Here is a 22164-nt window from a genome sequence, read left to right as displayed (position 1 = left end):
AGCGCACCACCATGAAACGACGGACCATTCTCGCGGCCGGTGCGGGCGCGTCGGCCGCGCTCGCCCTCGGTGCCGCGCCCACGCCCGCCTGGGCCCGCAGCCGCACCACGACCGCACGGCTGCACCGCTGGTTCCGTGACACCTACGCCTCCATCGAGGCCATGCACTCGGACCTGGGGCTCGCCGCCGACAAGATCGACGTGAGCGGCGCCAAGCCGAAGCGCAGCGTCCAGACCTCGCCCACCAACATCGGCTGCGGCATCTGGTCGACGGTCGCCGCCGCCGGTCTCGGCGTGATCAGCGACCGTACGATGCGCAAGCGGCTCGCGGGCACGGTCGCGTCGGTGGAGAAGCTGGAGCGCGCCAAGGGCTTCTGGCTCAACTGGTACGACGCGGACACCGGCAAGGTGCTCACCGAGTGGCCCGAAACCGGCGACGAGGTACGGCCGTTCCTGTCGTCCGTCGACAACGCCTGGCTGATCACGGGCCTGCGCATCGCCGCCGCGGCCGACCCGTCGCTGGCTCCGCGCGTCGCCGGGCTGCTCGCGGACGCCGACTGGTCCTTCTACTACACCCCATACGACGAGGACGACCCCGCACAGCACCCCGGCCAGATACACGGCGGCTACTGGACGGACGACGGCACCTTCACCGGGCACTGGTACGGGGCGCTCAACACCGAGCCCCGGATGGCCAGTTACCTCGGCATCGCGGACGGCAGCCTGCCCGGCGAGCACTACTGGCGCACGTTCCGCACGCTGGTCCCCGAGAACGAGCAAGAGCAGAAGCCGGAGGGCGAGTACGTCACGGTCGACGGCGTGCGCCTCTGGCGCGGCCACTACACCTACCGCGGCCGGAAGCTGATCCCCACCTGGGGCGGCTCGATGTTCGAGGCGCTGATGGTGCCGCTGTTCGTGCCCGAGGGCGAGTGGTCGCCCAGGGCGTGGGGCGTGACGCACAAGCGCTACATCCGCAGCCACATCGAGCACGGCCTGGAGGAGGAGAAGCTGGGCTACTGGGGCTTCTCCCCCGCCAACATCCCCTCCGGCGGCTACAGCGAGTACGGCGTCGACGCGATCGGCATGACCGTGGACGGCTACTTCTCCAAGGGCGTCGTCACGCCTCACGCGTCGTTCCTGGCCATGCAGTTCGAGCCGGAAGAGGCCGTCGCCAACCTGCGCGGACTCACCCGGGACTTCGGCGCCTACCACGACGGGCTGGGCTTCCGCGACTCCGTCGACGTGCGCGAGGGCACGGTCAGCGACTTCATGCTGGCGCTGGACCAGGGCATGGTCGCCGCGGGCCTCGCCCAGGTGCTGCGCCCCGGCCTGCTCCAGAAGGCCTTCCGCTCGGGCGGCTTCGCGCGGAACGTACGGCCGCTGCTGGCCAAGGAGGACTTCGGCATAGGCTGAATCCACGGCGGCGGCCAGGGCCCGTCCCGGCGAGGCCGCCCGCCGGCCCCCGTACGCCGGGGCAGCGCCGGTGGCACATCCCCGGCGCTGTCCCGGCCCGCAGCCTCCGCCACCCGGAAGGGCCCACGTGACGCAGCCCGCGCAATCCGCCGAACAGCAAGTGCGCCCCAACATCGTGCTGTTCATGACGGACGACCACGCCGTCCCCGCGATCGGCGCGTACGGCAGCGTGCTCAACCGGACCCCCGCGGTCGACGGGCTCGCGGAGGAGGGCATGCGCTTCGGCAACGCCTTCTGCACCAACGCGATCTGCTCGCCCGCCCGCGCGACCCTGCTGACCGGCACGTACAGCCACGTCAACGGCATGACCTCGCTGGAGAGCCCGGAGCACACCTTCGACGCGACACAGCCCGGCTTCCCCGAACTCCTCCGACAGGCCGGCTACCAGACCGCGATCTTCGGCAAGTGGCATCTGGGCCACGGCGGCCGCAGCGACCCCCGCGGCTTCGACCACTGGGAGATCCTGCCGGAGCACGGCGTCTACCACGACCCGACGTTCCTGACCGCCGACGGCGAGCGCACCTACCGGGGCTACGTCACGGACATCATCACCGAACTCGCCCTGAACTGGCTGGACAAGCGCGACCCCGGGCGCCCCTTCGCGCTGCTCGTGCAGCACAAGGCGCCGCACCGCCACTTCGAGCCCGCCGAGCGCCACCGCCACCTCTACGCCCACGAGGACGTGCCCGCTCCCCCGACCCTCCACGACGACCTCGACGACCGCGCGACCGCGGCGCGCGAGGCACGGCTCGGCATGGCCGACCTGGTGGCCGACGACCTCAAGTCGCCCGTGCCGGAGGGGCTTTCGGAGCGCGAGGAGCGCGAGTGGCGCTATCAGCGCTACATCAAGGACTATCTGCGGGTGGTCGCGGCGCTGGACGAGAACGTCGGCCGCGTACTGCACTACCTGGACGTCTCCGGGCTCGCGGAGGACACCGCCGTCGCCTACACCTCCGACCACGGCTTCTTCCTCGGCGAACACGGCTGGTTCGACAAGCGGTTCATGTACGACCCGGCGATGCGCATTCCGCTGGTGATGCGCTGGCCCGGTGTCGTCGCGCCCGGCTCCGTCAGCGAAGACCTCGTGGCGAACGTGGACTTCGCGCCGACGCTGCTGGACATCGCGGGCGTCGAGCCGCCCGGGCGGATGCAGGGCCGCAGCCTGCTGCCGCTGCTGCGCGGACAGACGCCCGGCGACTGGCGCACCGGGGTCTACTACCGCTACTACATGCACCTCGACCGCGACCACAACGTGCAGGCCAGCTACGGCATCCGCACCCGCACGCACAAGCTGATCCGCTATCCCGGGCACGGCTCCGGAGCCGCGGGCGCCTCCGCGGAGCGGCGCGAGCCGGAGTGGGAGCTCTTCGACCTCGTGCGAGACCCGGACGAGCTGCACAACCGCTACGGGGATCCCCAATACGCGGATGTGGCCGAGGAGTTGACCGAGCAGCTCGCGAAGCTCCAGGAGAGTTACGGGGACACGCCCGAGGGTGTGCTTCCCGCCGGAACCGGCCGGGCTCCCGGCCGAGATCCCGATTCCGGCGCAGGCGCAGGCCCAGACCCCGGCTCCGGCTCCGCCCCAGGCCCCGGCTCCGGCTCCGCCCCAGGCCCCGGCTCCGGCCCGCTCCCATGAGGGAGCCGGAGCGGGACACCGCGGTGGCCGGTGCGTGCTGTGCCCCGGCGCGGGCGGCGACCGGCACCACGGACCCGGCGGACACGGTCCCGACCGGCACCACGGGATCGGGCCGCAGCGCCGCGGGTCATGACACCGCCGGTACCGGCGCTGCCGGTCCGGACCGCGGAGTCCCGGCCCACGACGGTCCCGCACGGGGTGGTGCCGCACAGGGCGGTCCGGCGCGCAGCGGTCCCGCGCAGGGCGGTCCCACGCAGGGTGATCCGGCCCAGGACGGTCCGACGCACAGCGGTCCCGCGCACAGCGGTCCCGCGCAGGGCGGTCCCGCACAGGGTGATCCGGCCCAGGACGGTCAGGCCCAGGACGGTCCGGCGCGCAGCGGTCCGGCGCAAGACGGTCCCGCACAGGACGGTCCGGCGCGCAGCGGCCCCACGCAGGACGGCCCCGCGCACAGCGGCCCCACGCAGGGTGGTCCCGCGCATGTGCCGCACGGCGGCTGGCGCCGACTGCCCGGCGGCGCCTTCCTGATGGGCTGCGACGACGCCCCGTATCCGGCCGACGGCGAGGGCCCCGTGCGCGAGGTGACGCTCGCCCCGTTCCGGCTCGCTGCGACCGCCGTCACCACCGCCGAGTTCGCGGCCTTCACCGCGGCGACGGGCCACCGTACGGACGCCGAGCGATACGGCTGGTCGTTCGTCTTCGGCGGCTTCCTGCCGCCGGACTTCCCACCGACGCGCGCCGCTGCCGCCGCGCCCTGGTGGCGGCAGGTGTACGGGGCGGACTGGCGCCGCCCGGAGGGCCCGGGCTCGTCGGCGGACGGCCGCGAGGACCACCCGGTGGTGCACGTCTCCCACAACGACGCGCTCGCGTACTGCACTTGGGCCGGTGCGCGGCTGCCCGCCGAGGCCGAGTGGGAGTACGGGGCACGCGGCGGGCTGACCGGCATGCCCTACCCGTGGGGCGACGAGCGCGAGCCGCACGGCGCGTACCGGATGAACATCTGGCGCGGCTCCTTCCCGGACCGCAACACCGCCGCCGACGGCCACGCCGGCACCTGCCCCGTGGACGCGTTTCCCGCGAACGGCCACGGCCTGTTCAACATGACGGGCAACGTCTGGGAGTGGTGCGCGGACCCGTTCACCACCGGTCCGGACCGCGACGCGGGCTCCGGCGCGGACCGCGACGCGGACCCCGGTGCGGGCGCCGGCTCCGGCCCCGGCCCCGGCCCCGACTCCCGTGCGCTGCGCGGCGGTTCGCACCTGTGCCACGAGTCGTACTGCCTGCGCTACCGCACCTCCGCGCGCATGGGGAACTCCCCCGACTCCTCCTCCGGGAACACCGGTTTCCGCATCGCCCGCTGACGTGGCGCGAAGCGGCTGAACTGCCGCCCACCGACCTCTTGTACGCGCTTCCTGTAAGCGCATACAGTCTCGCGCACCAGCGGCACCCCGAGCCGCCACGGACCTCACGGAGCCCAGCCATGACGTCACTTCCGGCAGACATGCGCCGCCGCGCCGTACTGGGCGGTGCCGGGGCGATCGCCGTCGCCGCCGCAGGAGGAACCGGCTCCGGAGCCGTGCCCGCTGCGGCGGCGTCCGCCACGGCGAGCGGCGCACAGCCGCACGGACGGACGGGACCGCACCCGTCCGTCTCGTACGACCGCAAGCGGCTGCTGATCGACGGCGAGCCGGTGCTCGTACTCGCGGGCGAGATCCACTACTTCCGTCTCAAGCGCTCCGACTGGCAGTCCCGGCTCGACCTCGCCAAGGAGGCGGGGCTCAACACCATCGCCACGTACATCCCCTGGATGTGGCACGAGACAGCCGACGGCTCCATCGACGTCACCGGCAGGACCCGCGCGGAGCGCGACCTCGGCGCCTTCCTGGACCTGTGCGTCGACAACGGCTTCCATGTCCTCGCCCGGCCGGGCCCGTTCACGATGGCGGAGCTGAAGGGCGAGGGCGTGCCACGGCGCGTACGGGAGAAGCACCCGGAGATCGTGCCGAAGGGCTGGGACGGCGAGAAGGACACGGCGCAGACGATCGACTATCTCGCGCCCGCCTTCCTCAAGGAGGTGCGGCGCTGGTACGACGCCGTGATCCCGGTGATCGCGAAGCGCAGGCACCGCAGGGGAAGGCACGGCGTGATCGCCTGCCAGCTCGACAACGAGATCGGCATGCTGCCGTGGGTCAGCAACCACCCCGCGCTGACGGACGGCACGCTCAAGGCGTTCAACTCCTGGCTGGACGAGGCCTACGGCTCGAAGCTCGGCGAGCGCTATCCCTTCGCGGACAAGCCCGCCGACGAGCGCGACGCCGCCATCCGCGCCCCCAAGGACTCCTACGCGCCCGCCCTGATGCATGATCTGGGCGCCTTCACCCGCGACCGCTTCGCCCGTTACGTCACGGCGCTGCGGGAGTGCGCGGAGGGCAACGGGCTGACGGGCATCCCGTTCGTCGTCAACATCCACGGCACCTCCGACGGCGGCGCGAAGAAGTTCCCCATCGGGATCAGCCAGCTGATGGAGACCTGGTCCGGCCGTCCGGGGATCTTCGCGGGCACCGACTTCTACCTGGGCGGTCTCACCGTCAAGAACGTCACCGACCTGTATCTCGTCAACGCCTTCACGGAGGCCGTGCAGGACGCCGACCAGCCGCTGGGCGCCCTGGAGTTCGACGCCGGGCACGCCGACTACGGCGACAACCTCGACAACCAGGAGGACGCGGAGAGCGGCGATCTGAAGACGCGGCTGTGCGTCGCACAGGGCGTGAAGCTCATCAACTACTACTTGTTCGCGGGCGGCTTCAACCCGAAGCTGGACAAGCCCGTGGGCGACGGCAACGACCGCATCGGCATCACCGGCGAGCGGCACGGCTTCTCCGCCCCCGTCGACCCCGAGGGCCGCCGCAATCTGAGCTACGAGCCGCTGAAGAGGTCCGTGCACGCCGTCGGCGGACTCGCCCGCACGCTGGCCGGGATGGTGCCCGAGCACGACGGCGTGGCCCTCGGCTTCGTCCCCGACCACTATCTGACGGAGTACCACCCGCCGGAGCGGGCGAGCGTCGACGCGATCCTCTCCGACATCGAGGACACCCGCGGCTTCGGCCCGCGCGGCGCCCTGTCCCGCGCCATGCTGCTCGGCGGCTTCCGCTACGGCGCGGTCGATGTGCAGTCCGAGCGCCTCGATCCCGCCCGTACGCCCGTACTGGCGCTGGCGACCGGCAAGAACCTCGCGACGAAGGTGCAGCGCGAGCTCGTCCGCTATCTGAAGGCCGGCGGCAGGCTGCTGCTGTCCGGACGCGTCCCCGAGGAGGACATGGCGGGCGAGGCCAGTACGGAGCTGCGGGACGCGCTGGGCCTGCGGGTGGGCGAGACCCTCACCGACGCGGACCGCTTCTGGCTCTCGGCGACCGCGCACGGCTGGGCCGCGCCGCGTGCCGAAATCCGCGTCGCCAAGGCGCAGTTGTGCACGGCGGGCAGGGGCGACACGGTGCTGCGCGAGGTCTCCACCGGCAAGGGCTGCGGCTTCGACATCCCGCTCGGCAAGGGCCGCGCGGTCGTCGTCACCACCGACTACCGCTGCGACCTGGACTTCTGGCGCCGGGCGCTGAAGACCCTCGGGGCCACCCCGGACATCACCCACACCGCCGCCGACCCGGGGCTCGTCCTGCTCACCACCCGCGCCACCGGCGGGGACGGCGGCGAGGACGGCGGCGAAGAGGGGGACGGCGGCGGGCGGCTGCTGCACGCGCTCAACGTCACCTCCGGGCTGGACCAGGAGTTCACCGTCTCCGAGAGGGGCAGGGCGCTCTTCGCCGGCGAGCGGCTGCGCGTGCCGGGCCGTAGCGGTGCGATGCTGCCGCTGGGCCTGCGGGCGGGCGGCGGCCGCATCGCGTACGCCACCGCCGAGATCACCGGCGTCGAGAGGGGCCGCGTCTCCTTCCGCGCGGTGGGCGGCGCGGAGTCCGTCGTCGCGGTCGACGGCGCCGCCGGATGCCAGGGCGCGAAGGTCTCGCGTGAGGGCGGCCGTACGGTACTGCGCGTACGGCGGCCGGAGTTCACGGTGCGCCTGGGCTGAGACCGGGACCGCGACCGGGCCCCATGCGTCCGGGTGACCGCGGTCCCGCCCACCGGCGTGGCAGCCCCACCGCCCGGGGCACCTTCTTCAGGGTGTTCCAGCATGCACGGCGCCGCGCCGGGCACCCGGCTCCGCGGCAGCCGGGCGGGGAGGCCATCGGGTGGACACAGCAGCAGAGGACGCGGCGGTACGAGACGAGGGAGCGCCGGACACCCGCCCGCCTGCGGGAGACCGGCGTCTGGCGCTGGGAAAGCGGCTGCTGACCTATCTCAGCACCACCGATCACAAGGTGATCGGCAACATGTATCTCGCCACCTCGTTCGCCTTCTTCCTCGCCGCCGGCCTGATGGCGATGCTGATGCGGGCCGAACTGGCAAGTCCGGGGCTCCAGGTGGTCTCGTCCCAGCAGTACAACGAGCTGTTCACCACGCACGGCACCATCATGATGCTGCTGTTCGCGACGCCGACGTTCACCGGATTCGCCAACGTCGTCATGCCGTTGCAGATCGGCGCACCCGACGTGGCCTTCCCCAGGCTCAACGCCTTCACCTACTGGGTGTTCCTGTTCGGCGGGCTGATGGTCCTCAGCGGCTTCCTGACCCCGGAGGGCTCGGCGTCCTTCGGCTGGTTCGCGTACGCGCCGCTCAACAGCTCGACGTTCTCGCCGGGTTCGGGCGGCGACCTGTGGGTGATGGGGCTCGTGGTCGCGGGCCTCAGCACGATCCTCGGCTCGGTCAACTTCATCACCACGATCGTGTGTCTGCGCGCCCCGGGCATGACGGTCTTCCGGATGCCGCTGTTCACCTGGAACGTGCTGTTCACCTCGATCCTCGCGCTGCTCGCCTTCCCCGTGCTGACGGCGGCGCTGCTGGCGCTGGAGGCCGACCGCAAGTACGGGGCGCACATCTTCGACGCCGCCAACGGCGGTTCGATCCTCTGGCAGCACCTGTTCTGGTTCTTCGGGCATCCCGAGGTCTACATCGTGGCGCTGCCCTTCTTCGGCGTCGTCACGGAGATCATCCCGGTCTTCAGCCGCAAACCGCTCTTCGGCTACATCGGGCTGATCGCGGCGACCTGCACCATCACGGGGCTGTCGGCGACCGTCTGGGCCCACCACATGTTCGCGACGGGCGCGGTGCTGCTGCCGTTCTTCTCGCTGATGTCGTTCCTGATCGCGGTGCCCACGGGCGTGAAGTTCTTCAACTGGATCGGCACGATGCGGCACGGCTCGCTGTCGTTCGAGACGCCGATGCTGTGGGCCGTGGGCTTCCTGGTGACGTTCCTGCTGGGCGGGATGACGGGTGTGCTGGTCGCCTCGCCGCCGCTGGACTTCCACACCACCGACAGCTATTTCATCGTCGCCCACCTGCACTACGTGCTCTTCGGCACCATCGTCTTCGCGACCTTCGGCGGCTTCTACTTCTGGTGGCCGAAGATGACGGGGAAGATGCTCGACGAACGCCTGGGGAAGATCCACTTCTGGGCGCTCTTCACGGGCTTCCAGGGCACGTTCCTCGTGCAGCACTGGCTCGGCGCCGAGGGGATGCCCCGCCGTTACGCGGACTATCTGCCGTCCGACGGCTTCACCGTCCTCAACATGATCTCGTCGTTCAGCTCCTTCCTCCTGGGCCTGTCGACGCTGCCGTTCCTCTACAACGTGTGGCGCACCTCCCGGCACGGCAAGCGCGTCACCGAGGACGACCCCTGGGGCTGGGGCCGTTCGCTGGAGTGGGCCACGTCCTGCCCGCCGCCGCGGCACAACTTCGAAGCGCTGCCCCGCATCCGCTCCGAGTCCCCGGCCTTCGACCTGCACCATCCGGAGATCTCCCGCGCGTCCGCGGGGCCGCCGCAGACGCCGGGGAGTCCGCCGGAGCCACGGGGGGCGCGGCCATGAAGGTCGAGGCGCTGCTCTTCACCGGCGTCGCCGCGTTCTTCGCGGCCGTGGCCGCCGGTTACGTGCCCTTCTCCGAGGACCCCGCGGGGAACGCGGCGCTGCTGATCTCCTGTCTGATGTCCTCGCTCATCGCGTTCTTCCTGTGGATGCAGTACCGGCGGCGCGGCACGCGCGCGCAGGACCGCCCGGACGCGGCCGTGCGCGACACCGCGGGACCCCTCGCGTTCTTCCCGCCGCGCAGCTACTACCCCGTCTTCACCGCGCTGGGCACGGCCGTCGCCGGGCTCGGCGTGATCTTCGGGATGTGGCTCTTCCTCATCGGCGTCGGGATCGTCGCCCCGGGCGTCGCCGGATTCGTCTTCCAGCACAACGACCGCTGACCCGCTGCGCAGCAGCAGGAGGAGAGAGGAGGAGGACGGATGCTCCCGCAGCGGAGGACAGCGCGTCCCGGGGCGAGGGCGGGCCGCGCGGCCGAGAGCGGCTTCAAGTATCTCGACGCCCGGATGCCGGCCGCCGAGGGCGGCTCGCTCGTACGCAAGGCCTTCCCCGACCACTGGTCGTTCCTGCTCGGCGAACTGGCGCTCTACAGCCTCGTGTTGCTCCTCCTGACCGGCGTCTTCCTCACCTTCTTCTTCCACCCCACCTCGACCGAGCTGCGCTACACGGGCTCGTACGTGCCGATGCGCGGGCAGCTGGTCTCCGAGGCGTACGACTCGACGCTGCACATCAGCTTCGACGTGCGCGGCGGCCTGCTGATCCGTCAGGTGCACCACTGGGCGGCGCTGGTGTTCATCACGGCGATCGGCGTGCACATGATGCGGGTGTTCTTCACCGGCGCATTCCGCAAGCCCCGCGAGATCAACTGGGTGGTCGGCGTCACCCTGTTCGTGCTCGCCGTGGTCGAGGGCTTCTGCGGCTACTCGCTGCCCGACGACCTGCTCTCCGGCACCGGGCTGCGGGTCGTGCAGAGCCTGCTGCTGTCGATCCCCGTCGTCGGCACGTACCTGAGCCTCTTCCTCTTCGGCGGCGAGTATCCGGGCACGGAGATCATCCCGCGGCTCTACACGGTGCACATCCTGCTGATCCCGGCGCTGCTGGTCGCCCTGGTGGTGCTCCACCTCATCCTGGTCGTCTACCTCAAGCACACCCAGTGGGGCGGCCCCGGCCGTACGAAGGGGAACGTGGTGGGGCAGCCGATGTTCCCCCAGTTCACCGCGAAGTCCGCCGGGCTCCAGATGATGGTCTTCGGCCTGACCACGGTGCTCGCGGGCGTCGCGCAGATCAACCCCGTCTGGAATTACGGCCCTTACCGCACCGACCAGGTCAGCACCGGCTCGCAGCCCGACTGGTACATCGGCTTCCTCGAAGGGTCGCTGCGCCTGATGCCGCCGTTCGAGACGACGGTGTGGGGCCACACCTTCATGTGGAACATCCTGGTGCCGACCGTGATCCTGCCGGCCCTGCTCTTCACGGCGATCTATCTCTATCCGTTCCTGGAGAGATGGCTGACGGGCGACGACCGGGAGCACCACCTGTGCGACAGGCCCCGCGAACGCCCCGCCCGCACGGCCTTCGGCGTCGCCGGGATCACCTTCTACGGGGTGCTGCTGCTGGCCGGCGGCAACGACGTCATCGCCACGATGTTCGGCGTCTCCCTCAACGCTCTGACGTGGACCTTCCGGGGTGCTCTCGTACTGGCCCCGGTGATCGCGTTCATGGTGACCCGTCGGCTGTGCGTGGCGCTGCGGGCCCACGACTTCGAGCGCATCCGGGAGGGCGAGGAGACCGGCGAGGTGCGGCAGACCCTGGAGGGCGGGATGGAGCCCGGGCACCGTCCGCTGCCGTACGCGAAGCAGTACACGCTGCTGATGCGCGAGCGGCCCCGTCCCCTCGAACTCCCGGCGGCGCGGGGCTCGGACGGGCGTCCGCCGGGACGGGTGCAGCGGCTGCGCGGCGCGCTGAGCCGCTGGTACTTCGGGGACCGCGTCGGCTGACCGCGGTCAGACGAGCCCTTCGAGCACGGCCGTCGAGTGCGGGCCGCGCCCGACGCCGTCCGGGCGCCCCAGCACGTGCAGCGTGAAGTCCGGGTCGCGGCAGTCGGTCAGCAGCGTCAGCCCCGGAACCGCGCTGAGCACGGGGGCGAGGGCGCGGCCCGTGCGGTGGTGCTCGGGGGCGGGATGGTTCCAGTGCACGGTGACGAGGGTGCCGCCGGGTTCGAGGGCGTCGACCGTACGGTTGAGCACCTCGCGCAGCGAGCGGTCGTCGAAGTAGTAGAGCAGCTCGGAGAGCACGATCAGGTCGAAGCGGCTCTCGGGCCACTCGTCGGGTATGGCCAGCCGGCGGACCCGTACATGCGGGAGGTGACGGGTGCGGGCGGCGGTCAGCTCGGCAGCGGCGGCGACGCGGTCGGTGGCCAGGAGGCTGTCGCAGCGTTCGGCGAGGGCCGTGGTGAGGACGCCGACCGAGCAGCCGGGCTCGAAGGCGCTGCGGTAGCGGCGCCGCGGCAGGGCCGCGAGGGTGTGGTCGTACTTGCGCCGCGCGTACCACTGCCCGTCGAGGCTCCACGGATCCGGGGAGTCGCTGTAGAGCTGCTCGAAGTAGGCGTCGGGAGTGTTCATCGCGGTACCACCTCGCGTGCTCAGCCGTTCCCCAGAGCTTCGCATCGGGTGATGAAAGGTGCATCTCAGACCGGACCGCGCCCGTCCAGGCCCGCGCCGTCACGCCCCTCGCGTGCCGCGTGCCCGCCTGCCCGAGGTCCCCGGGCCCGTCGCAGGTGCCGGCTCACGCGCCGGTCAGGACGCCGCCTTCCTCGGGCGGCCGTCGCTGAGGGCCCGGACGAGCTGCTGCCGGTTCATCCGCGAGCGGCCCTGGACGTCGTGCTCCGTGGCCAGCTCGTACAGGTCCCGCTTGCTCAGCTCGGACAGCCGCCGGCCGCCGTCACCGCCGCCGCCCCTGCCGCCGGGGCCGCGCCCCCCGTTCCGCTTGCGCGGGCGACGGGCCTCCCCCCTGCGGGAGCCCGCCTGGTCGACGCTGCGCCGCAGCGCGTCCTCCAGGTCGACCACGTTGGTGGCCTCGGGGGGCTTCTCCTCGGCGACGACCTCCTTGCCGTCCCGCTTGGCCTCGACGAGCTGCCGCACCTTCGTCTCGTAGGTGTCCTCGTACTCCTCGGGACGCCAGTCCATCGCCATCGCGTCGATCAGCTGCCGCGCGCTGTGGAGCTCCTCGCTGCGCCCGGACTCCCGGCCCGGCAGCCTCGGAAGCTCCCGCTCCGGGTCGCGGACCTCGTCGGCCCAGTGCAGGGTGTGCAGCTCCAGCGCCTCGTCGCCGGCGCGCAGCGCGACGAGGTACTCCCTGGCGTGCATCACGAAGGTCGCGATCCCGGCCCTGCCGGACTCGTCGAGCGCCGTGAACAGCAGCCGGTAGACCCGCGCGTACTCGTCGCTCCTGGGCGCCAGGTAGTAGGTCCGGCTGAAGTACGCGGGCTCGACCTCATCGAGGTCGACGAAGCCGCCGACCTCGATGACCTGCGACCTTCCCGGCGCGATCTCCTCCAGCTCCTCGCGCTCGACGACCACGTACTCGCCGCCGCCCACGTCGTAGCCCTTGACGATGTCGTCGTACTCGACGCGCTTGCCGGTGCGCTCGCTGACGCGGCGGTTGCGGACCCTGTCGCCCGTACCGCGCTGGAGCTGGTGGAAGTGGATCGCATGGTCCTCGACGGCGGCGAAGAGCTGCACGGGAACGGTCACCAGACCGAAGGTGATCACTCCGCTCCAGATCGGGCGGGCCATTGTCACTCCTCCCTCTCCCCGCGCGGCGGCTGTGCTGTCCGGCCGGGTAACCCCGTCGGGGCGCTTCACTCCGCCCGCTGCGCCGCCGGGAACCGCGCCCACACCCTGTGCTGCCGCAGCAGCCCCGCGATCTGCTCGAAGAGCGTCCGCGGATCGCTGTCGATCACGACACCGGGCGACTGCTCGTGGCAGCCCGCCGCGGCGAGCACGTCGCCGCTGCCCTTGAGCCCGCCGAGCGCCTTGGCGTGCCGGTACGCCTCGGCGAGCAGGGTCAGCACCCTCGGGTCGGCGCCGAGACCGTCGGGCCCGTCCTGGCCGGCCTTCGCGTCACGGGCCCCGTATGCGTCGTCACCGGGCGCGGGCACGCCGGTAAGCACGATCGCGTCGAACTCCACGGAGCGCGCGTTGGCGAACGTGCGCTGCACCGTGATCCCGTCCGCGAGATGCCCGCCCTTCGACGCGATCACCAGCGGCACCATCCCGGCGTCCAGCACCGAGCGGCGCAGCGTGCGTACGGCGTCCAGGTCGCTGTCCCCGTCGGCGACGATGCCCACGACGCGTCCCGTCACCGGCCACTCACCGCCGATCTGGGAGAGCGCCGGGCTCGGTGCCACGTCGGCGAGCGGCCCCGAGGCGGCGGGCACGGGCAGCCCGAGACCGGCGGCGACCTGGGCGCACAGGCCGGGGTCGATGTCGGCGAGGACCCGCAGGTTGCGCTCCTTGACGGTGTCCTCGTAGCACTTGCTCAACTCGAAGGTGTACGCGGCGATCACGTGCTCGCGCTCAACGGGCGTCAGCGAGAGATAGAAGCGCCGGGGCTGGCTGGTGTGGTCGCCGAACGACGCCGGCGCCTCGCGCACCTTCGCCGCTCCCGGCTGCGTCTCGACGGGTGTCTCGACGTATCCGCGCTCGGCCGCGCCGGCCAGGAACGGGCAGCCGCCGTCGAGGGAGTTGGGCCGGTAGGGGGCGACACCGGAGTGCACGGCGGTCTGGTGCATGCCGTCGCGCAGCATGTCGTTGACCGGCGCATGCGGGCGGTTGACGGGGATCTGCGCGAAGTTCGGGCCGCCGAGCCTGCTGATCTGCGTGTCGATGTACGAGAAGAGCCGCCCGGCCAGCAGCGGGTCGTCGGTGACGTCGATGCCGGGCACGAGATGGCCCGGGTGGAAGGCGACCTGCTCGGTCTCCGCGAAGAAGTCCGACGGATTCGCGTCGAGCGTCAGCAGGCCGATGGGCTGTACGGGAGCCATCTCCTCCGGAACGATCTTCGTCGGGTCGAGCAGGTCGATGCCCTCGAAGGTCTGCTCCGGGTTGTCGGGGAAGGTCTGGACGCCCAGCTCCCACTCGGGGAAGGCACCGGACTCGATGGCGTCGGCGAGGTCCCTGCGGTGGAAGTCCGGGTCGACGCCGTTGATGATCTGCGCCTCCTCCCACAGCAGGGAGTGCACACCGGCCTTGGGCTTCCAGTGGAACTTCGCCAGCGTCGTCTTCCCCGCGGCGTCCACAAGGCGGAAGGTGTGGACGCCGAAGCCCTCCATCGTCCGGTACGAGCGCGGCAGGGCCCGGTCGGACATGTTCCAGATGGTGTGGTGCGTGGCCTCGGTGTGCAGCGAGACGAAGTCCCAGAAGGTGTCGTGCGCGCTCTGGGCCTGCGGGATCTCCCGGTCGGGGTGCGGCTTCGCGGCGTGGATGACGTCGGGGAACTTGATGGCGTCCTGGATGAAGAAGACCGGGATGTTGTTGCCGACGAGGTCGAAGGTCCCCTCGGACGTGTAGAACTTCGTCGCGAAGCCGCGGGTGTCCCGCACCGCGTCCGCCGAGCCCCGTGAGCCCAGCACCGTGGAGAACCGTACGAAGACCGGCGTCTCGGCGCCCTCGGCGAGGAAGGCCGCCTTGCTCACGGTGGCGGCCGTGCCGTAGCCGCGGAAGACTCCGTGCGCGGCGGCGCCCCGCGCGTGCACCACGCGCTCCGGGATCCGCTCGTGGTCGAAGTGCGTGATCTTCTCCCGGAGATGGTGGTCCTGGAGGAGCACGGGCCCGCGCTCGCCCGCCTTGAGCGAGTGGTCGCCGTCCGGGAGCCGCAGCCCCTGAGCGGTGGTCAGCCACGGCCCGCTCTGCGCCAGCACCGCGCGGTCGGCGCCGGTGGCCTCGCCCGTCGGGGAGTAGACCTCGGGCCCCTCCTGGTCCGGCTTGGGGGGCAGCGGATCGCGTGGCGTGGTGGGCTCCTCCAGCACCGGAGCCTCGGGGGCGGGCCGCCCCGGGATCTCCGATTCGCGTGCCGTACGGTCCCTGCTGTCCTGAGCGCGCCGAGAGTCTGCCACCGGTCCTCCAACGAGGAGATCTGGGATGGTTCATGGGGATTTCCGTCGGCCCGGGGTAACCGCCGGGATCATGCTCAAACGGAAGGACCCGGTACGGACCCGGTGCCCCTTCAGTGGTGGAAGGCGGTCGCCACCGACGCGGGACGCCCCAACGGGCAGCTCTGGGCGCGCAGTTCGGGCAGCAGCAGGCTCATGTCGTCCATGAACAGGTCGGCGAGATCCGCGGTGAAGCCGTTGCGGCACACGATCCGCAGCACGGCGAGGTCCTGACGGTTCGGCGGGAAGACGTACGCGGGCACCAGCCAGCCGCGCTCGCGCAGCCGCCGCGAGACGTCGAAGACGTCGTACGCCTTGACCTCCGGCCCCGTCGTGAAGGCGAAGACGGGCAGCTGGTCGCCGCGGGTCAGCATCCGGAAGTCGCCCGTCTCCCCGATGCGGCGGGCCAGCGAGCGCGCCACGTCGCGCGCCGCCTGCTGTACGGCGCGGAAGCCGCTGCGGCCCAGCCGCAGAAAGGTGTAGTACTGCGCGGCGACCTGCGCGCCGGGCCGGGAGAAGTTCAGCGCGAAGGTGGGCATGTCGCCGCCGAGGTAGTTGACCCGGAAGACCAGCTCCTCCGGCAGTGCATCAGCGGAGCGCCACAGCGCCCAGCCCACCCCGGGGTAGACCAGGCCGTACTTGTGCCCCGAGGTGTTGACGGAGGCGACCCGCGGCAGCCGGAAGTCCCATACCAGGTCCTCGTCGAGGAAGGGCGCGATCATCCCGCCCGACGCACCGTCCACATGGACCGGCACATCGAGGCCCGTACGGTCCTGAAGGCCGTCGAGAGCGGCGCACACCTCGGCGACCGGCTCGTACGACCCGTCGAAGGTGGAGCCGAGCACCGCCACGACGCCGATGGTGTTCTCGTCGCACAGCTGCGCCGCGGCCTGCGGATCGATGTGGAAGCGCTCGCCCTCCATGGGGACCTGACGGGCGTCCACCTCCCAGAAGTCGCAGAACTTCTCCCAGCACACCTGGACGTTGGAGCCCATCACCAGATTCGGGCGCGCGGCCGACGGGTAGCGGTCGCCGGCGCCGCGGGCCCAGCGGCGCTTGAGCGCCATGCCCGCGAGCATGCACGCCTCGCTGGACCCGGTCGTGGAGCAGCCGACGACGGCGGAGGGGTCGGGGGCGTTCCACAGGTCGGCGAGCATCGCCACGCAGCGCCGCTCCAGCTCGGCGGTGCGCGGGTACTCGTCCTTGTCGACCATGTTCTTGTCCCGGCACATGGCCATCAGTTCGCCTGCCTGCGGCTCCATCCACGTGGTGACGAAAGTGGCCAGGTTGAGGCGGGAGTTGCCGTCCAGCATCAGCTCGTCGTGCACGAGCTGGCGGGCGGCGTCGGGGGCCATCGGTCCGTCCGGGAGGAGGTGGCGGGGCGGTTCCGTGGTCATCCCGCTGACGGGGTTCGCCTCGCCGTAGAAGGGGTTGACGGAGACGGACGCGGACCTCGTGCTTCCGGGGCGCCGGTCGCGTCCGGCGTGCCCGGCACGTCCGGCACCTCCGGCACGTCCGGCACGTCCGGCCGGTTGCGGGCGTCCGTGTCCGTCACGGGACGGCACCGGGGAGCCGTCGGGTGTGCTCCCGGTCCCGGTGCCTGAGCGGGCGTCGGTGCCGGTGCCGGTTCCGGTTCCGGTGCCTGAGCGGGCGTCGGTGGGGGTGCCGGTTCGGGTGCGGGCGTCGGTCCGGCCCTTGTGCAGCGCCATGTGTCCGTGCCTCCCGGGCGGCGGTCGCGGATGCCCTTCTCCCGCGAACCTACGGCCGCACGCGCCGTCCGGCCCGCCGGGCTGCGCCGGCCGGGGGGCCGCCCGCCCCTCTCCGTGGATGCTGCTCGCCACGCACTCCCCGGAGGAGGCGAGGCACCGGCCGACGGCGGAGTCGCCCCGGCCGACCGGACGCACCGTCACGGACGCCGGTGAACTCATGGCGTGCCCGCGGGGATCCGCATCGGGCTGCCGCGGGCGGCCGCCGCGACGCTTCAGAGAACGTCCGGCGACCGACCGTGGCCCGGCCGGCGGCGGCGCACGGTGAGAATCAGCAGGACGGTGGAGACGACGGCCACCGCCTGCGCGACGAGGGCGACGGTCTTGTCGCCGTTCCACAGCGGCTCGTACATGTCGGGGAACGGGCCCAGTTGGCCGATGTCGGCGTAGCGGTAGATCAGCAGCAGCGCGAGTCCGCCGGCCGCGACGACGAAGGCGAAGAGGTCGGCGGGCAGCCGACGCCACACCAGCACGAGGAGCGCGGCGAGGGCGCCGAGCGCGGCCTCCAGCCGGAAGAGATCGCCCTGGCTGACGGAGGCGGCTACCCCGTCGTACGTGGGCGCGAGGTGGGCGTGCACATAGGCGTTCACCGCCAGACCGGCCGCGGCCAGCAGCCGGGCGGCACCCCGCATGAAGCGGTGCGAGGCGCGCGCCGGGCGCCGCCGGTCAGTAACCGCCGCCACCGCCGCCGTCCTTCGCCTTCTTCTTGATCTCCTTGCCGGCGGGGTCCAGCACGTACCACTTGGCTCCGAACTGGTCGAGTCCCTGGCCGTTGGTCTGGGAGGCCTTCTGATCGCCCTGGTAGTAGTACAGCGGACGTCCGTTGTAGGTGACCTGGGTCTTGCCGTCGCTGCGCTTGGACGTGCCGAGCAGGCCCTCCTCCACACCGCCGCTGCCCGCAACCGCCTTGCCCTTGACCACCATCGGCGGCCACGCCTGCGAACAGCCGCCGGAGCACGTCGACTTGGGGCCCTCGTCCTTCTCGAAACGGTAGAGGGTCTTGTCCTGCCCGCCGGCGAGGATCTTCCCCAGGTCCGTCGAACGGGCCGTCACCGTCTTGGCCTTGGCGCTCGCCGAGGTGCCGCCGCCTCCGCCGCCGCCCTCGTCGCCGCCGCCACCGCACCCGGCGGTCAGCACGAGCAGCGCCACGGCGACCGCGGCGAGGGCAGCCCTCCCGGCCCCGGTCCCGCTGCCGTCTCCCATCGGGCCTCCTCGCGCCGGCTGTCCTCCTCCTCACCGCTCACTACAGCCCAGGCGCCGGTGACCTGCCACTTCCCGGGGGCCGTTCCGCGTACGGGCCCGACGGCCGGGGGCGCGGAGGCGGCCCCGTGCTACCTTCACGGGTTAGGTAAGCCTTGCTTAAATGGCGTCCGCCCTGTATCACTCACATCCGTACAGCCGCGTACGTCCGCGCACCCACCGCGCACCCACCGCGCGCTCACGCACACGGCACCGAACCACCGAACCTGCCGCCGGCCAACGGGAGATCAGCATGTCCGCCTCCGCACGCAGCCGAACTCTCATAGCCGGCACGGCAGTTCCCCTGCTGGCCGCCGCCGTGCTGACCGGCTGCGCGGAGAAGCAGAAGGCGGGCGGCCACGGCGGCGTGCAGGTCGCCGCGGGCGACTCCTCCTGCAAGGTCTCTGACACCGAGTTCCCCGCGGGCCACGTCCGCCTCCACATCGAGAACAAGGGCACCAAGGTCACCGAGGTCTACGTCTACGCGCCCGGCGACCGCATCGTCACCGAGCGGGAGAACATCGGCCCCGGCACGAAGGCGGACATCACCACCGAGGTCGAGGCCGGGAAGTACGAGATCGCCTGCAAGCCCGGCATGAAGGGCGACGGCATCCGCCAGAAGGTGACCGCCACCGGCAAGGGGGCCGACCGCAAGCGCAACCCGAAGCTGGACGCCGCCGTCGCCGGGTACCGCGCATACGTGCAGAAGCAGGCCGACCAAACGGTGCCCGCGGCGCAGAAGTTCGCGGACGCCGTCGAGGACGGCGACGTCGCGGAGGCGAAGAAGCGGTACGCCGTCTCCCGCGTCGGCTGGGAGCGCACGGAGCCGGTGGCGGAGTCCTTCGGCGACATCGACCCCAAGGTCGACGTCCGGGCGGACGGCCTGGAGGAAGGCCAGAAGTGGACGGGCTGGCACAAGCTGGAGAAGTCCCTGTGGGAGGAGAAGAAGATCTCCGCGGAGGACAAGAAGCTGGCCGGGAAGCTGATGAAGGACCTCAAGGACTGGCAGAACCGCGTCGGCAAGGCCCGTATCACCCCGACCAGCATGGCCAACGGCGCCAAGGAGCTCCTCGACGAGGTGGCCACCGGAAAGGTCACCGGCGAGGAGGAGCGCTACAGCCACACCGACCTCGTCGACTTCGAGGCCAACGTGGACGGCGCGGAGAAGGCCTACGAGCTGCTGAAGCCGGTGACGGAGAAGAAGGACGCGCAGCTCGCGAAGGACCTGGACGAGCAGTTCGCCGCGATCGGGAAGAACCTCGACGAACACCGGAAGGGCGACGGCTTCGTCTCGTACGACACCGTCGGCAAGGGCGACCGCAAGAAGCTCTCGAACGCGGTGAACGCACTGGCCGAACCGCTCTCGCGGCTCGCCGCGACGGTCGCGTCATAAGGGGGCGCGATCGGTGACGGCGGAAGGCAGCCACCCCGGTAACGGGCGGGAGAAGCCGCGGCCCGGAGAACGGGAGGGGCGCGAGGAGCCGGAACGGCACGGGAAACCGGAGCAGCGCGAGGAGCCGGAACGGCACGGGAAACCGGAGCAGCGCGAGGAGCCGGAACGGCACGGGAAGCCGGAGCGACGCGAGGAGCCGGAGGAGCGCGCGAAACCGGAGCGGCCCCGAGAGCCGGAGCGGGCGGATCAGCAGACCGCTGGCGGCTCCGGCTGCCCCGCGCACCCCGACTCGGGGAACGCCGCGCACTCCGGGAACCCGTCGCACCCCTCGCACCCGGCGTCCCCTTCGCATCCCGGCCGCCGCGCCCTGCTCGGCTGGGGCGGCGCGGGCCTCGCGCTCGGCGCGGCCGCGGCGGGAGGCACCGCGGCGGCACTGGGGTACGGAAACGACGCCGAGCCGGTCTCAGCCGACTCCTCCTCGGCCGTGCCCTTCCACGGCGAGCACCAGGCCGGTATCGCCACCGCCGTACAGGACCGGCTGCACTTCGCGGCGTTCGACGTCCTCACGGACGACCGTGCGGCGCTGGCGGACCTGTTGCAGCGGTGGTCGCACGCGGCCGCCCGCATGACCGCGGGCGACACGGTCGGCACGGGAGCGGTCGGCGGCCCGGGCGAGGCGCCGCCCGACGACACGGGCGAGGCGCTGGGCCTGCCGCCCTCGCGGCTCACCCTGACCTTCGGCATCGGCCCGTCCCTCTTCGAGGACGACAAGGGCAAGGACCGCTTCGGGCTGAAGAAGCACCGGCCCGGCGCCCTGCCCGACCTTCCGCACTTCCCCGGCGACGACCTCGACGAGAAGCGCAGCGACGGCGACCTGTGCGTACAGGCGTGCGCGGACGACCCGCAGGTCGCGGTGCACGCCATCCGCAACCTGGCGCGGATCGGCTTCGGCAAGGTGTCCGTCCGCTGGTCGCAGCTGGGCTTCGGCAAGACCTCCTCCACGACGCCGCACGCGCTGACGCCCCGCAACCTCTTCGGCTTCAAGGACGGCACGCGCAACATCTCCGGCGACGACGGCGCCGCGCTGCGGCGGCACGTCTGGGCGGGCGGGAAGGACGGCCCGGAGTGGATGGCGGGCGGCTCGTACCTCGTGGCCCGGCGTATCCGGATGAACATCGAGATCTGGGACCGCACTCCGCTGTCCGAACAGGAGATGATCATCGGCCGCAGCAAGGGCGAGGGCGCCCCCGCGGGGCGCAGGCGCGAACGCGACGAGCCGCGGCTGTCCGCCATGGCGCCCGCTTCGCACGTGCGGCTGGCGCATCCGGACTCCAACGGCGGCGTCCGCATTCTGCGCCGCGGCTACAACTTCACCGACGGTACGGACGGTCTCGGCCGCCTGGAGGCCGGGCTGTTCTTCCTCGCGTACCAGCGGGACGTGCGGGAGGGCTTCATCCCGCTCCAGCGGCGGCTGGCGAGGGAGGACACGGAGCTCAACGAGTACATCCAGCACGTGGGTTCGGCGGTGTTCGCGGTGCCGCCGGGCGTCCGCGACTCCGGCGACTGGTGGGCACGGCGGCTCTTCTCCTGACCTGACCCGCGCCCGACGGCACCTCGAAGGCAACCCGACTGCACACGGAAGGAAACCGGCGTGTTCGGCAACTACTTGATCGGTCTGCGCGAAGGGCTGGAGGCCAGCCTGGTCGTGTGCATCCTCGTCGCGTACCTCGTCAAGACGGACAACCGGGCGAAGCTGCCGCCGGTCTGGACGGGCGTGGGCATCGCCGTGGGTGTGAGCCTGGCGTTCGGCGCGGGGCTCCAATTCGGCACGCAGGAGCTGACGTTCACCGCTCAGGAGGCCATCGGCGGCTCGCTGTCGATCGCCGCCGTCGGCCTCGTGACGTGGATGGTCTTCTGGATGCGGCGCACCGCCCGCCATCTCAAGGCCGAGCTGGAGGGCAAGCTCGACGCGGCGCTCGCGATGGGCTCGGGTGCGCTGGTGACGACGGCGCTCCTCGCGGTGGGACGCGAGGGAATCGAGACGTCCCTGTTCGTATGGCGGTCGGTGGACGCCGCCGACGACGGCGTACGGCCGCTGATCGGCGCGCTGCTGGGCATCGTGACCGCGATCGTCATGGGCTGGCTCTTCTACAGGGGCGCGCTGCGGATCAACCTCGCCAGGTTCTTCACGTGGACGGGAGGCGTGCTGATCGTCGTCGCGGCGGGCGTCCTCGCCTACGGCGTCCACGACCTCCAGGAGGCGCGCTTCCTCGGCGGCCTGGAGAACAAGGCGTTCGACGTCAGTTCCGCGGTCCCGGTGGACAGTTGGTACGGGATCCTCCTCAAGGGCACGATCAACTTCCAGCCGGACCCGACCGTCGTGCAGGCGTGCGTGTGGGTGGTGTACGCGGTGCCGGTGCTGTTCCTCTTCCTGCGCGGGCCCGAGCGGCGGTCCGAGCGCCCGAACGCGCAGACCACCCCTGAACAGCCCCCACCCACCCCGAACCACGACACCCCGGTCCCCTGACCCTTCGCTCC

16 protein-coding genes are annotated in these 22164 nt (G+C 71.7%); 10 read left to right on the top strand and 6 right to left on the bottom strand.

All coding sequences use genetic code 11. The features are described from left to right. Positions 1 to 11 precede the first annotated feature (11 nt). From HCC61_RS01395 to HCC61_RS01365, 7 genes are all read left to right on the top strand, one after another. A complete protein-coding gene (locus HCC61_RS01395) occupies positions 12 to 1412 on the top strand; it encodes a glucoamylase family protein (protein ID WP_169133348.1) in 1401 nt (466 codons plus the stop codon). Positions 1413 to 1539: 127 nt separating this feature from the next. Then, the gene (locus tag HCC61_RS01390; protein ID WP_346776967.1) at positions 1540 to 3108 is read left to right on the top strand and encodes a sulfatase; all 1569 of its coding nucleotides are present in this window, start codon (positions 1540 to 1542) and stop codon (positions 3106 to 3108) included. Between the two features lie 482 nt (positions 3109 to 3590). Continuing rightward, positions 3591 to 4469: a formylglycine-generating enzyme family protein gene (locus HCC61_RS01385; RefSeq protein ID WP_346777012.1), complete on the top strand. Its 879-nt coding sequence runs from the start codon at positions 3591 to 3593 to the stop codon at positions 4467 to 4469. A gap of 119 nt (positions 4470 to 4588) precedes the next feature. Next, complete coding sequence (locus tag HCC61_RS01380; RefSeq protein ID WP_169133347.1) at positions 4589 to 7186, top strand: beta-galactosidase; 2598 nt, start codon at positions 4589 to 4591, stop codon at positions 7184 to 7186. Positions 7187 to 7424: 238 nt separating this feature from the next. After that, complete coding sequence (gene ctaD / locus HCC61_RS01375; RefSeq protein WP_277349011.1) at positions 7425 to 9080, top strand: cytochrome c oxidase subunit I; 1656 nt, start codon at positions 7425 to 7427, stop codon at positions 9078 to 9080. Continuing rightward, complete coding sequence (locus tag HCC61_RS01370; RefSeq protein ID WP_169133345.1) at positions 9077 to 9460, top strand: cytochrome c oxidase subunit 4; 384 nt, start codon at positions 9077 to 9079, stop codon at positions 9458 to 9460. The genes ctaD and HCC61_RS01370 overlap by 4 nt, the downstream gene beginning before the upstream one ends. 39 nt (positions 9461 to 9499) lie before the next feature. Beyond that, positions 9500 to 11074 carry a ubiquinol-cytochrome c reductase cytochrome b subunit gene (locus HCC61_RS01365; RefSeq protein WP_169133344.1) on the top strand — a complete coding sequence of 525 codons (1575 nt, stop codon included), beginning with the start codon at positions 9500 to 9502 and terminating at the stop codon, positions 11072 to 11074. A 6-nt stretch (positions 11075 to 11080) separates the two neighbouring features. Here HCC61_RS01365 and HCC61_RS01360 read toward each other — a convergent pair whose 3' ends face one another. The 6 genes from HCC61_RS01360 to HCC61_RS01335 all read right to left on the bottom strand — a co-directional run bounded on the left by HCC61_RS01360 (position 11081) and on the right by HCC61_RS01335 (position 18197). After that, entirely contained in the window at positions 11081 to 11698 is a 618-nt protein-coding gene (locus tag HCC61_RS01360) for an SAM-dependent methyltransferase (protein WP_169133343.1), read from the bottom strand. Between the two features lie 174 nt (positions 11699 to 11872). After that, a complete protein-coding gene (locus HCC61_RS01355; RefSeq protein ID WP_169133342.1) occupies positions 11873 to 12871 on the bottom strand; it encodes a Ku protein in 999 nt (332 codons plus the stop codon). A 65-nt stretch (positions 12872 to 12936) separates the two neighbouring features. Next, complete coding sequence (locus HCC61_RS01350; RefSeq protein ID WP_346777011.1) at positions 12937 to 15135, bottom strand: catalase; 2199 nt, start codon at positions 15133 to 15135, stop codon at positions 12937 to 12939. Between the two features lie 167 nt (positions 15136 to 15302). Beyond that, the gene (locus tag HCC61_RS01345) at positions 15303 to 16937 is read right to left on the bottom strand and encodes a glutamate decarboxylase (RefSeq protein ID WP_240968343.1); all 1635 of its coding nucleotides are present in this window, start codon (positions 16935 to 16937) and stop codon (positions 15303 to 15305) included. 272 nt (positions 16938 to 17209) lie between these two features. Continuing rightward, positions 17210 to 17677 (bottom strand): hypothetical protein, encoded by a 468-nt coding sequence (locus HCC61_RS01340; RefSeq protein ID WP_346776966.1) that lies wholly within the window; start codon positions 17675 to 17677, stop codon positions 17210 to 17212. Then, on the bottom strand, positions 17661 to 18197 hold the full coding sequence (locus HCC61_RS01335) for a hypothetical protein (protein ID WP_169133341.1): 537 nt from the start codon (positions 18195 to 18197) through the stop codon (positions 17661 to 17663). The genes HCC61_RS01340 and HCC61_RS01335 overlap by 17 nt, the downstream gene beginning before the upstream one ends. Before the next feature lie 289 nt (positions 18198 to 18486). On the opposite strand from HCC61_RS01335, the gene efeO reads away from it, so the two are divergent. Genes efeO through efeU form a run of 3 tightly spaced genes read left to right on the top strand, consistent with a single transcriptional unit; the run spans position 18487 to position 22153 of the window. Beyond that, on the top strand, positions 18487 to 19626 hold the full coding sequence (gene efeO / locus HCC61_RS01330) for an iron uptake system protein EfeO (RefSeq protein ID WP_169133340.1): 1140 nt from the start codon (positions 18487 to 18489) through the stop codon (positions 19624 to 19626). Positions 19627 to 19639: 13 nt separating this feature from the next. Next, complete coding sequence (efeB, locus tag HCC61_RS01325) at positions 19640 to 21217, top strand: iron uptake transporter deferrochelatase/peroxidase subunit (protein ID WP_346776965.1); 1578 nt, start codon at positions 19640 to 19642, stop codon at positions 21215 to 21217. 60 nt (positions 21218 to 21277) lie between these two features. Then, positions 21278 to 22153 carry an iron uptake transporter permease EfeU gene (efeU, locus tag HCC61_RS01320; RefSeq protein WP_169133339.1) on the top strand — a complete coding sequence of 292 codons (876 nt, stop codon included), beginning with the start codon at positions 21278 to 21280 and terminating at the stop codon, positions 22151 to 22153. Positions 22154 to 22164: the final 11 nt, after the last annotated feature.

The sequence above is a fragment of the Streptomyces sp. HNM0575 genome, from assembly GCF_012726265.1.
In the GTDB taxonomy this organism is placed as follows: Bacteria; Actinomycetota; Actinomycetes; order Streptomycetales; family Streptomycetaceae; genus Streptomyces.
The sequence above is the reverse complement of the archived record's forward strand: the minus strand, read 5'-3'. Positions and strand labels throughout refer to the sequence as shown.